The organism is Photobacterium sp. OFAV2-7 (genome assembly GCF_022347985.1).
Classification (GTDB): domain Bacteria; phylum Pseudomonadota; class Gammaproteobacteria; order Enterobacterales; family Vibrionaceae; genus Photobacterium.
The window spans coordinates 1-12619 of the sequence record NZ_JAKRFQ010000057.1 but is presented as its reverse complement, the minus strand read 5'-3'; the positions used below and the strand labels follow the sequence as shown (position 1 = coordinate 12619).

At 48.3% G+C, this 12619-nt stretch carries 13 protein-coding genes and 1 pseudogene; 5 read left to right on the top strand and 9 right to left on the bottom strand.

Annotated features, from left to right (window positions below; all coding sequences use genetic code 11):
- From MHN01_RS06200 to MHN01_RS06180, 5 genes are all read left to right on the top strand, one after another.
- A partial coding sequence (locus tag MHN01_RS06200; protein ID WP_239410523.1) for a SufD family Fe-S cluster assembly protein occupies positions 1-273 on the top strand: 273 nt, incomplete at its 5' end.
- Entirely contained in the window at positions 270-1565 is a 1296-nt protein-coding gene (locus MHN01_RS06195; RefSeq protein ID WP_239410522.1) for a cysteine desulfurase, read from the top strand. The genes MHN01_RS06200 and MHN01_RS06195, both read left to right, overlap by 4 nt.
- 21 nt (positions 1566-1586) lie before the next feature.
- On the top strand, positions 1587-2051 hold the full coding sequence (sufU, locus tag MHN01_RS06190; RefSeq protein WP_239410521.1) for a Fe-S cluster assembly sulfur transfer protein SufU: 465 nt from the start codon (positions 1587-1589) through the stop codon (positions 2049-2051).
- A 36-nt stretch (positions 2052-2087) separates the two neighbouring features.
- Complete coding sequence (gene sufT / locus MHN01_RS06185) at positions 2088-2642, top strand: putative Fe-S cluster assembly protein SufT (RefSeq protein ID WP_239410520.1); 555 nt, start codon at positions 2088-2090, stop codon at positions 2640-2642.
- A gap of 3 nt (positions 2643-2645) precedes the next feature.
- Complete coding sequence (locus tag MHN01_RS06180) at positions 2646-2954, top strand: non-heme iron oxygenase ferredoxin subunit (RefSeq protein WP_239410519.1); 309 nt, start codon at positions 2646-2648, stop codon at positions 2952-2954.
- On the opposite strand, the gene MHN01_RS06175 is transcribed toward MHN01_RS06180, so the two are convergent.
- From MHN01_RS06175 to MHN01_RS06135, 9 genes and pseudogenes are all read right to left on the bottom strand, one after another.
- Positions 2955-4502: a GTPase family protein gene (locus tag MHN01_RS06175; protein ID WP_239410518.1), complete on the bottom strand. Its 1548-nt coding sequence runs from the start codon at positions 4500-4502 to the stop codon at positions 2955-2957.
- A complete protein-coding gene (locus tag MHN01_RS06170; protein WP_239410517.1) occupies positions 4483-5592 on the bottom strand; it encodes a YcjF family protein in 1110 nt (369 codons plus the stop codon). The genes MHN01_RS06175 and MHN01_RS06170 overlap by 20 nt, the downstream gene beginning before the upstream one ends.
- Positions 5593-5767: 175 nt before the next feature.
- Positions 5768-6718 (bottom strand): NAD(P)-dependent oxidoreductase, encoded by a 951-nt coding sequence (locus tag MHN01_RS06165; protein WP_239410516.1) that lies wholly within the window; start codon positions 6716-6718, stop codon positions 5768-5770.
- Between the two features lie 245 nt (positions 6719-6963).
- Complete coding sequence (locus tag MHN01_RS06160; protein WP_239410515.1) at positions 6964-8094, bottom strand: AI-2E family transporter; 1131 nt, start codon at positions 8092-8094, stop codon at positions 6964-6966.
- Positions 8087-8758 carry a potassium channel family protein gene (locus MHN01_RS06155; RefSeq protein WP_239410514.1) on the bottom strand — a complete coding sequence of 224 codons (672 nt, stop codon included), beginning with the start codon at positions 8756-8758 and terminating at the stop codon, positions 8087-8089. The genes MHN01_RS06160 and MHN01_RS06155 overlap by 8 nt, the downstream gene beginning before the upstream one ends.
- A 48-nt stretch (positions 8759-8806) precedes the next feature.
- Positions 8807-9688 carry an HlyD family secretion protein gene (locus MHN01_RS06150; protein WP_239410526.1) on the bottom strand — a complete coding sequence of 294 codons (882 nt, stop codon included), beginning with the start codon at positions 9686-9688 and terminating at the stop codon, positions 8807-8809.
- A 17-nt stretch (positions 9689-9705) separates the two neighbouring features.
- Positions 9706-9909: a DUF1656 domain-containing protein gene (locus tag MHN01_RS06145; RefSeq protein WP_239410525.1), complete on the bottom strand. Its 204-nt coding sequence runs from the start codon at positions 9907-9909 to the stop codon at positions 9706-9708.
- Between the two features lie 5 nt (positions 9910-9914).
- Positions 9915-11546: a TolC family protein gene (locus tag MHN01_RS06140; protein WP_370646439.1), complete on the bottom strand. Its 1632-nt coding sequence runs from the start codon at positions 11544-11546 to the stop codon at positions 9915-9917.
- 59 nt (positions 11547-11605) lie between these two features.
- Positions 11606-12619, bottom strand: a pseudogene (locus tag MHN01_RS06135) (FUSC family protein); the annotation flags it as partial.

The window sequence follows — 12619 nt, the reverse complement described above, 5'->3', positions numbered from 1 at the left end:
AAACCTGAACTGCAGATTTATGCCGATGACGTCAAATGCAGCCACGGGGCTACTGTAGGCCAGCTCGATCCTGCCGCGCTTTTTTACCTGCAATCCCGAGGGGTCACAAAAGAAGATGCTCAGTCACTTCTTATCACAGCTTTTATCAGCGACATTCTCCAAACAGTCGCCCCCCTCTCTGTACGGGAGTTTATCGAACCTCCACTTCGTGCTCAGCTGAACCGTCTAATACGTCAAACGCTGAGCGGACAGGTACAGGAGCAACGACCATGACCATCAGCCGCTCATTGCCAACTCGCGATCAGCTCACTTCGGCAACCACAATATCAGCCTCGTCCTCAATCAACGACGTTGACTGGTATGCGGTTCGAAATGACTTTCCATTGCTCAAACAACAGGTTTATGGCAAATCACTGGTCTATCTGGATAATGCCGCAACCTCACAAAAGCCGAATGTAGTAATTGAGACAATCGAGCAGTTTTACCGTCAGGATAATGCCAATGTCCACCGCGGCGTCTATGCCTTGAGCGAACGAGCGACCGAGCGTTACGAAGCAAGTAGGAACAAAGTTCAGAGTTTTTTACACGCCACCCACCGCGAAGAGATTATTTTTGTTCGCGGTACCACTGAGGCCATCAACCTGGTGGCGCAATGTTATGCCCGCCCGAGATTAACTCACGACAGTGAAATATTGATAAGTGTCATGGAGCACCACTCAAATATTGTCCCCTGGCAAATAGCCTGCCAGCAAACGGGAGCCAAACTGACGATTATTCCCATTTCGGATTCTGGCGAGATAAACCTTGATGACTATAAACAGCGGCTGACCAATCGCACTCAACTGGTTGCAATTACCCACATGTCCAATGCACTCGGAACCATCCTGCCAGTTAAAGAAATGATCGCCATGGCACATGCCCAGAGAATCCCGGTATTGCTCGACGGCGCTCAGGCCGTGCCTCACCTTGAAGTTAACGTGCAAGCATTAGATTGTGACTTCTACGCCTTCTCCGGACACAAAACCTATGGCCCTACAGGTATAGGCGTCTTGTACGGCAAGCAAGCTATTCTGGATGCAATGCCGCCCTATCAAGGCGGCGGTGACATGATCAGCCAAGTCAGCTTTGAGAACACCCAGTACAATAGTCTGCCCTACAAGTTTGAAGCCGGTACACCGAATATCGCCGGAGCGATAGGGCTAGGTGCAGCACTCGATTATATTGACTCTCTTGGGTTAGATAACATTGCCCACCATGAACAACCATTGCTGGAATATGCCACTCAGGAGCTGCTTACCGTTAAAGGGCTGCGCATTATCGGTACGGCAAAGCACAAAGCCAGTATCATTTCTTTTGTTCTCGATGCTGCTCACCCCCACGACATCAGTTCGATTCTCGATCGGGAAGGCATTGCCATCCGTGCCGGACACCATTGCGCGATGCCACTCATGGAACGGTTCCGGGTCCCTGCAACTGCACGGGTATCACTGGCTTTCTATAACACCAAAGAAGATATTGATCGGCTGATCAAGGCAATGAAAGAAGTGCTGATTATTTTTGGCTGATTTCGGAATGGGGTTACGCATATGAACCAAGAACTGCGCGAGCTATACCAGGAACTCATCATAGATCATGGTCGTCATCCGCGTAACTTTCAGAAGCTCAGCAACCCTACGCATTGTCAGGAGGGATACAACCCGCTATGTGGGGATCGCCTTATACTTTATCTCAGAGTCAAAGATGACAAAGTACTCGATGCCAGCTTTGAAGGGACAGGGTGCGCGATTTCCATCGCATCAGCCTCTTTGATGACGGAGCAATTAAAAGGCAAAACGGTAACTCAGGCAGAGCACTTATTTTCAAGTTTTCATCGCTATCTGACTGAACCTGAGTTACCTGCCTCCCAAGAGGAAAATCTGGGTAAGCTGACAGTCTTGGGAGGTGTCAGGGAATTTCCCGGCCGAATAAAGTGCGCGACCCTCGCCTGGCATGCCCTGAAAGCCGGACTGGCACCCGACGAACAATCCAAGGGTGTCGTCTCAACAGAGTAATAAAAATACTGAAGCTTAATTAAGGAAGCGATTGCCATGCATCCAAACGTTGAAAAGGTAACAGTATTACGTGATTGCCCTGCCATCGCGATACCCTCTGGTATACCGGTTACCTTGGCAAAGGGCAGCGAAGTGCAGATCACCCAGGCTTTGGGCGATACCTTTACCGTTAATGACCTCGGACGATTACTTCGCATTGCAGGAAAAGATGCAGATGCCCTCGGCAAAGCACAATCTCAGCCTGAGCCGTCGACAATAACCAGTGACAATAATACCGATGAGGTCTTCGATCAGGTTATGGCTCAGCTAGGAACCTGCTATGACCCGGAAATACCGATTAATATCGTCGATTTAGGGCTCATTTATCACTTAAGTTGCGACACATTGCTTGATGGTCGAAAGATGATCCGTATCACCATGACGCTAACCGCTGCAGGCTGTGGTATGGGGCAAGTCCTCGCCGACGATATCCAGCAAAAGGTGCTTGCCCTCCCAGGTATCGACCTTGTCGACGTAAAACTTGTCTTTGACCCACCATGGAGCCGGGAAATGATGTCAGAGGCAGCCAAACTACAACTGGGAATGCTATAAACAATGACTACCTGGACAGACGTAATGTCAGCAAAAGAGCTAGCAGAGGGTCAACATACTCTGATCGTGCTAGAGGGCATCGAGCTTCTCCTGGTCAACATAGATAATCAATACTACGCGGTGGAAAATGCCTGTAGCCATGACGGCGGCGATCTTAGCGAAGGCGAAATCAGTGGTAGGGAGATAACCTGCCCCCGCCATGGCGCCCGCTTTTGCCTGAAAACCGGGGAAGTGCTGTGTGCCCCGGCTTTTGAAGATATTGAAGCCTACCCGGTCAGAGTCGTCGATGGCAGAATACAGGTAGGCATATAATTAGTTACTGCTTGCACGAAAAGCTTTCTCCCCCAACCGATATAAGCGCTTCACCTGATCGGCAAAGTTGATTTTTTTATGCTCCAAGCGTCGCCTGTTAAGCTGAGTATTTATCCCGTTTTCATAATTAAACAGCAGCAACTCTGCAATTTGTTCAATGTTATAGTTTTCTTTGTCGTTGCAGACAGCCACAGGAATAATCTCGTCAGGGGCTAATTGCTGCTGGTTATATGCCAATGCCGCTTTAATCGTCTGCCCCTTAACCGAGTTCGAGTTCGGGTTGGTTAAATCATACGGCGGATGCCATTCATTGACCGGCTTCAGTCTATCTACCTGATTAAGCAGAGCCAGTATCTTTGGCCGTTTTCTATTACGCTGTGTCTCACCACTGTAGAACGCATCAACTTTCTGTCTTAACACGATGTCTAGCTGTCTGGCAGACTGATTGGCTTTCAAGACCCAAAATACCAAATCACTATTGGCAATCTGTTCAACCAGCAACGCATCCGTTTCCGACGTACCGTCAATTCCCGGCAAGTCAGCCAAATGGATCCAGTCAACACCGTCAACCTCACAACGATGGATTGTCAAACGGTCTGTAGAAGGCAGTGCACTCACTTCAGCCACCATGTGACCGACAATGGCATTGATCAACGACGACTTACCCGCGCTGACCTGCCCGATAACGGCTACCCGAAGTGGTTCAATATCAACAGCAACTTGTTCTTGATCAGATGACTGAATCGAACTTGCGCCTAGTTCACTGTCTTTTGCCGCAAAGCGACCGCTATATAAATCAATCGCCACTGAAACGACTTCCTGAAGCAACACCCGTTTTAACTTGGCCTGAACCTCATCACTAACCTCGTCAAAAATGCGGCCAAGGATCTGGCCTCTCGCCTCGGCAACCAGGCCAGCCGGAGTCATAGCCCTGAAAACACGATAGATATCGTAAACTTGCTTGGCTATACCAAGTTTGTCTTTCTGCTGGTAACCCTGCTTTATTGTGGTGATTCGGATCTTCTCTGCAAAAGGCACATGATTGAGCAGGAAATGACGGTAGCGGTGGCTGACTTCCTCAACCATCAACAAAAATTCCGGCGCTGTAAAGGCGAGCTCTTTGGACGGTTTATCCGGATGGTAGTGCTGAGCGGTCTCGTTTACCAGCACCAGCGCATGATCGCGAAGACTATCCCACTCGGCATTTGAGCCCAACAGCACATCGATGCGCTGATTGAGGGCTTGCCATGTTTCGGTATCAAACTCACTCCACTTACCGGATGGTTCAACATCGTATTCAGGTATGCTCTCCAGTGTCTGCTCATCAGCTTTACGGAGATTCCTTAATAAAACATAAGGAATAATGACTGCCACGGATGATATTGCGACCAGAACTGCAAAAAGCAACCAGCGGCCATCCTGGATAAGGCTGACAACGCCAATACCTGCCAATATCAAGACAGGAACAAACACCGAGGCAATAAGCAGCGGAACTGTCCCGCTTGAGATCTGCGACAGCGCTCCAAGACTATTTCGAGTTCTTTTCATGCAACTCCTTCACCGTATTGAGCGCTTCTTGCAACACTTGTCTGATTTCCGCTTCGGAGGCAGGCTCCCCTCTGCTGATTGAATAAAGGTATTTGCATGCAGCTCGGCCAATGCCATAGGTTGAAGCAACGCTCAATGCTGCTGCGGTGGCACTGCCGACCGTTTGTCCATACACCGGGATGAACTTAACCACTTGTCGAAGTCCGAGTTTAGACAGATATTGCACCACAAAGCTGGTACCAAGGAGGCCGGCAAACTCGCTAAATCGTTTTTTGTCCCACTCAATGCCATACTGGCTGGCAAGACTGTGCAGCATTTTGCCCTGGATGGCCGGGACGGAGACAAGACCAACAGCAGGAAGCGCATCGCTGGCCCCAGCAATTCCCGCATACCACATAACTTCACGTTTTAACTGGTTAAAGTTAGCTTCTTCACGGCTTTGATGGGCCTTTTCATCAACCAATAAATAGAGGATCGGCAACATCTCAGCCAACGCGGCTCTCAATGCATCCAGTCCGACTGGCTGCTCATCATCAGGCGAAAAATCTATCTTGACCGAACTCAGGCTTTCCTGCCAAACGGCTTCAACCTGGGACTGGTTGTAACGAATAGCCCGTTCACGCTCATCAGGGGCTGACAGAGACATAATTCCGGTATGAACAACCAGCAACTGTTTTATTTCACCTGAGTTTTTTATCTTTCGCAGTGCTGCCAGCACATCACTTTGTTCAGGCTCTTCAGCTTTCATAACGATTAGTAGTGCATGGCTTTGATGCTGGCAGGCGGCAATATCTTCGGCAGGATCATAGCTGGCTTCAGCCAACCCGCGGGTATCGAGAAAGGCCAGCAGCGGATTAGTTTCTGGATAGCGATAGATGGCAGATGCACGGGTGCAAGGCTGGAAACCATTCCCAACTTCAATAGCCGAGTTATTGGTTATAGCCTGAACCAGCGATGACTTCCCTGCCCCTGTTTTGCCCAGCAACCAGACAGTCGGTAACTGCGACTGCCAGCGGGAAGCGGCAGGCTCCAGATCCGGGTTTACCATCGGATTGATATAACGGTAGATTTGCCTCAAAAAATGATTCATTACTTCGGGTATGTCCTCGCTTTGACACCAATGTACCTACTCCGATATACCTGCATTTGTTTGAACCACAGATGAACGAAGCTATGATCTCATTGAATATCATAGCTTTATTTTGACATGCAAGTGGCTTCCGAGCGCTGGATTTTGCGAGAAATTTCATCTCAGATGACAGCTATTAATCTAAAAATAGATCCCGTTGCAGGCTTGCTCCCGGCTGACAGGCGTAATGAGTAAAATCGGTCACACCTTGATGCCTGAGCACCTCTTCGTCTACAAAGAAGTTTCCTGTACACTGCTTAGCATCCCGGGTAATGATTTCATAGCAGGCATCGGCCATTATCTCCGGCTGGCGTGAGCGCTTCCCAAGCAGTTTTCCGCCCGCCATATTCAGTATCGCAGAGGTGGCAATGGCCGTTTTCGGCCACAGGGAGTTCGAGGCAATATCATAGGCTTTGAACTCTTCGGCAAACGTCATCGCCATCATCGACATGGCGTATTTTGATGAAGTATAGGCGCCATAGTTTTTGAACCACTTGGGCTGAAGGTTAATTGGCGGTGACAGAGTCAAAATATGCGGATTAGTTGATTTTTTTAGGTAAGGCAAACATGCCTGAGTCAGTAAATAGGTGCCACGTACATTGATGGAAAACATCAAATCAAACTTTTTGCTCGGGGTATTTTCGGTATTTTCCAGATGTATGGCGCTGGCATTATTTATGACAATATCGATCCCTGATGTTTGCTCACACGCTTGTTCTACTGCCTGATTAATTGCCTCCTCATCACGAATATCTAATACAACGGGAATGGCCTTACCTTTTCCGATCTGATTAATCTCGTCCGCTGCCGTATAAATGGTGCCCGGTAGTTTAGGATGGGGTTCCGTTGTTTTCGCCGCGATAATCACCGTAGCTCCTGCCTCGGCACAACGTTTAGCAATGGCAAAGCCGATCCCTCGAGAACCACCACTAATAAAGACGGTTTTATTTTCCAGCCCTTCAGACTGTTCAGTCAGCGACTCGCTGGTGATTGCTTCGTTGTCTTTAACTTTAGGTAGCGTATAGGTATTGGTTAGGCCTTCTAGTTTATTGATTACTCGCCTGGCTTTATCGAATATTGACCCCATCGTTTTCACATCCTTTTGCTTTAATGACTTCTGGTTGACGTCAATCCTCAACGCCGCTCCTGATTCAGTATAGAGCAATTATTCAAACTTTCTTGTCATCCAATACATAAGCCGCCAATAGGTGGAAGTAGCTGGCTATACATTACTCAATCAGTAACACAAAGGGCCTAAAGTGAGCACTTTAAGCCCTTATCGCTCTATTTCAGCAATCAGGGCGATCAACAATCAAGGTGTCATGAATCAGATTAGTTATTTTCTGATTGCGCTTTTTGCTCCAACTCAGGCTCAGCAGGTTCTGAGACTGTTTCCTGATCCAGCTTTAACCAGGTCGTAAATAGTTCATACCAGATAGCCAGAATTACCGCCCCCAGGAACAAGCCGATAATGCCTGCCGAAATCATCCCGCCGATAGCACCAAACAAAATCACCGGCATAGGAATCGACACACCACGTCCCATCAGCAGCGGCTTGAGAAAGTTATCGGATAATCCCGCTATCAGAACCCAAATAGTAAAGATGGTTGCCGGGGTTGTATCCTGAACCGAAAAGACATAAAGAATCACGGGCAACACCACCAAGGTGGCAGGAAGCTGGGCAATACCAAAAACAAATACGATGAATGTCAGCAATGGCGCAGCAGGCACACCAAAGACAAAAAACGCCGAGCCCACCAATATAGACTGAATGAAGGCAACACCAACCACCCCCAATAGCACGCTACGAACGGTCGCTGCCGTCAGGTTTGCCCACTCTTCGCCATGTTTACCCACTATACGCACAGCAACAGTCTGAACCGCTTTAGACATCGACTCCGCATGGGCCATGAAACCTGCGGCAATGAGCAACGAGATAATAAACATCACAATAGTTGCGAGACTACTGCCCAAAAATCCGGCAACAGCGGCCACTGACGCCTTGATTTCCTCGCTGTATCGAGCGACCGCCGCCTCCATGTTAGAGGCAAACAGTGCCCAGACATCATAGAGCTGCTCACCGATTAACGGCAGCTCCGCGACCCGCTGTGTCGGACCGGGAATTTTCACACTCCCCTGTTGTAGCGCCTCTGTCAGCCGCGCAATTCCATCGTAGACAGAACCTGAAACCATCACCAAAGGCGTTACAAGCAAGGCCACTCCCAGCAAGGCCAATATGGTGGCTGCCATCCCGCGCTTACCATTTAACGCATTGGCGAGCTTGATTGTCAGCGGCATTAATGCAACCGCGATGATCGCGCCCCACAGAACCGGGATAATGAAAGGTTTGATAATGTCGTAAGTCCAGATAAGCAATACAAACAACAAACCAATCCGAATCGCGGATTCGACCATATTGTTTACAAATACACGGCTTTGATGCTTTTCAATTTGTTTATCCATCGTTCTTTTCCTGATTACTTTGGCTTGCGCCAACCAGACTGGCCACAACGATGGCCATATAGAAGACACCCGCTATCGCTTCCAAATAGACGATAACCTGTGCAACCGGTGAAATCGGGCTGATATCGCCATACCCCAAGGTTGTCAGCGTGACAAAACTGAAATAGGCGGCATTGGAGAAATTCTCTCCCCAAGGCAGCTGAACCATTCCTGTGAACGCTTCAGCAGAAAACTCGAGAATGACCAGGTAGACAATGGCCCACATGAGCCCCAGCAACAAAAACAGAGCCAATGAGCCAACCACTTTGTTCGAATCAATACTGCCGGTGAACAATATTTGGCGAACAATCGATTTGAAAGTGCCGCCAAAAAAAACAAACATTAACGTCAGTATCACCACATCCATCATAGGCACGGGGAAGACAGCCTTGGTGACCGACACGATTCCCCAGCAGATAGCGATTGTCAGGAGAAACCGGTACCAGTTCTTGTCAAAGCGCAGGCTGACCAGGCAGACAACGAAGTTAAGTATCGTCACTCCCTGCAGGACAGCATCCAGAAAACCAATCTTCAACGCCTGTTCCAGCGAGGAACTGACGAGCAAAATCACCAACGATATTGTCAGGTAATAGAAGTTATTCTTTTCACTTATTCTTTTACCCATTCCGCCTCCCCTTCGCAGTTTCACCCATGATATTTGCGCTTCGAGCAGCTATTTCGGCTCCTGCTCGTTCATCACCATGATGGACGCCGTCAGCCCAAACCTCAGATCAACACCTTCCGGCAGTTGTCTGAGCGAAATACGAACCGGAATCCTCTGCGCCAGTCGGATCCATTGAAAAACCGGATTCACATTCGGTAACAAGTTGTAGCCTACGCTGCCATCTTTCGGAGCGATCCCCCAGCCCAGCGAATCAACCACGGCTTCGATCGGTTGCTCCGGGTAAGCCATTAACGTCACTTTGGCAGTATTGCCAATGCGTATATTCTCCAACTGACTCTCCCGGAAATAACCGAAGACCCAGAAACTGTTAACATCGACAAGCGCTATCAAAGGCTGATTAGCAACCGCCTGGGTGCCTTCTTTGATATCAAGGTTGGACACATAGCCATCGACAGAGGCAAAAACCTGTGTAAATGCCATGTTCAGTTTTGCCGCATTGAGTTGCTGCTCCGAGACCTTGATTTGCAGCAGTGACTCTTCATACGCAATCTGGCGGCGAACAAGATCCTTATGGGAAACGGCTCCCCGATCCCGCTTTCGGATATCCAGCAGGCGGTCATACTCAATCTTTTTACCCCGAGAGCTTACAATCGCCCGCTCCAGTGACACTTCGGCTTGGGAAAGGGCAACCTCATAGGTACTGGGATCAATCTGAAACAGTAAGTCCCCTTTTCGGACTCGCTGATTGTCACGCACCGCCACGTAAACAACAGGACCTGACACCCTTGGGGCCACTTTGATGACATTCGCCCGAACCTGGCCATTTCGGGTCCAGGGATTGGTAAAGTATTCTTCATACTTCTGATAGCCAAAATACAGCGCTCCCCCGATGATCAGGATGTTCAGTGCGATAACGATCAGCTTCTTTATCGTCTTCATATTCACCCCTAAAATCTCAGGTAGAAAGCATCAATAGCCACTACGTAAAGCAATGTGATCGCCAGGAATGTCACCGACGGGAAGACTATCAGCCGGGACAAGCGCGTCTTATTCAAAACCGCAACTGTCACCCACGTCGCAATCACGGCATAAATAACCACCAGTAATAGCGGTGAGAAATACACATCTCCGACGGCCAGCTCATGAGGCATCTCCATCATGGTCCTCCTTGGCTCGTCGCCGGTTCAGCACTTTTCCTATCAGAGAAAGGGATGTCGGCCTGTATCTCCGGAGTCGGTGTCAGAGAAGGCAGCATAGGGCTGGCAAGCATGTCTCCCCAATCAGTCCTCGCCTCCATTTGTTCAACAAGCTCAGCCTGTAGGTACGGTCTCCCCGAATTTGCCTCCCATCCTCCCCCCAACGATTTATAGAGCGCAACAACCTGGTTGGCGACACTTCCCTTTATCTGGGCGTAGGCATCTTCGCTACGGGTCATTTTTTCGACCGAGTTCAGCAGGCGCTCAAACGTGATCTGGCCATTTTCGTACTGAGTCAATGAGATATTGAACGCCCTGACAGAGGCATTAACCGAGCTAAATGCCAGGGACTTCTGCTGCTTATTGAGCTGATAGGCCTCGAGGGCATTACTCACTTCCTGAACAGCCTGCAACACACGCTTGTTATAGTTGGTCAATGATTCCTGAAACCGGGCATCCTCGAGGCGAATGTTATTTTCTACCCGGCCATATTGAAAAATGTTCCAGGAGAAAGCCGGGCCAAGCGACAGCGTCAGCGAATCACTGAAGCTAAAGTCGTTACCGGCCTTAACTGTGCTATTGATACCTATCGCCCCAAACAACGAGAATTTGGGATAAAGCTCAGTTTCGGCAACACCGATTTGGGCACTACGGGCATGGGCCTGAAATTCAGCAACTTGCAAATCGGGGCGGCGAAGAACCAACGAGGCATCAACAACCGTCCTAACAGCAGGCGGGCGCGGGATCAGGGAGTACTGATCGTAACCTATCAACTTTTGGCTAGAACGACTGGCACCATATTTGTCGTCAAACGCTTTGATCTTGGCATCAATGGCTGTGGACGCCAGCAACTGCTCAACCTCATCGGGTAACACTCCCAACAAAACCGCCAAAGCGTTTCGCGACTGTATCATCCCGATTTTCAATCCCGGAAGCGCTGATTTAGTGTTATAAAGCTGGGTTCTGGCTTGCTGGACATCCAGCTCAGTCACGTTACCTGAGTCAAACTGCACTTCAGTGATTTTGACAACCCGCTCCTGAATCTCAATATTACGTTCTGAGAGCAGAACCCTTTCCTGAAACGTCCGATAATTCACATAATTTCTGGCAACTTCCGCAGTTATACTCACCAAGATATCGTGGTAGGAAGCCACAGAGGCATAAAGGCTCGCCTCGGCAGACTCGATGCTTCTAGCATATTTTCCCCAGACATCCAGCTCCCAACCGGCATCAAAACTCAAGCTAGCATTATCGAAAGTATTTTCATTCTGATAGATCTTGGCCAGACTGCCAGATACCGTTTGCCGCTGAGGATAACGGAATGAATCAGCAACCCCCTGTGCTGCGCGGGCCTGAACAATCCGAAGTCCTGCCGACTCCAAGTCCAGGTTCTGAAGCGCTGCTTTCTCTACCAGTTTATCCAGCACCGGATCATCAAACTGCATCCACCAGCGCGCTGTTTGCCAACCACTTAGCACGTTCTCATTCACCTTACTGTCGGGTCCTGCCCAGGTCTCTTGCCCTGTCCAGTTTTCGGGTAACGCCACTTTTTCCACACCATCAAAATCAGGTCCTGAAACACTACAGGCCATCAGTACGCTAATAGAGAACATAGCTACAAAAGCGTTGGAAACTTTTAGCACTGCTCCCCCTAGAATCGGCTTTGTGTTAATTGCTGCCAGTGAATAGCGTCACTGGTAGCTTTAGATTGAACCAACGAATCAAATATATTTTTTTTCAAGTTTAGGAAGATATAAAAACCGGCGATGTCTGATTTTGAATAATCGGATAATTCTAGTGTTTCAAAAAAACCATCCAGTTGTTTTTCAAGCGCCTTATAGTTTTCACTTGCATTCAATATTGGCGTGTCTTTATCAGTTTGAATTAATTTAGAGACATTCAGACTGGCTAGCTGCCTAGCCAATTCGGGGATCACTTTATCCTTATAAGCCGTTCGAGCTTTCACCACCAGCTTGTTGCTTCTCAGCCTCGGCTCCGCCTTTGTCAGGCTAATGAGATGGTGACAAAGCAATTCACATTGGCGACTGAAGTCAGCGATTTTATCAGGTGATAGTTCATAATGGGCTGTATTTACCTTGCTTCCCCATATTTGAAGCTTTTTCATTGTCACTTTCATCGTGACGAGGTGCCACCTCAGTTTCCATCTGGTCCAAATTGTCGGAGACAGACACTGATGACAAGCTATCACACCACTAACATGACGGAAAAAGCGCTCACGCATCACCAAAAGCATATGCTCGGGACGTGATGAAAACGGAAAATAATAAGAGAATATAACCATCAACACGACGAGGTAAAATAAGGTGACAATTGTCAAAATAATCCCAAAGTGATATGTCATCTCATTGCTTATTCCAAGAGTAAACATACCTATCAGAAAGAAAATAGTAATTGGACCTTTGAATACATAAAACCCGACAAAGGTGTAGATGAAAATAAAAATGGCCAGCTCAGAACCCAGTGTCAGCTGTGGCAAGATAAACACATAGGAAGGAACTGAGAAAATAAACCCTAAGGAAAATAGTATTAATAGCAAGACAGGGTGAATAGGCAGAAAAGAAAGTATCGATACAAATAACGTACAGAAAACAACGAAATTATAGCCGCCAGGCGGGTTGAACAAGATCCAATTACTATTTTCTTT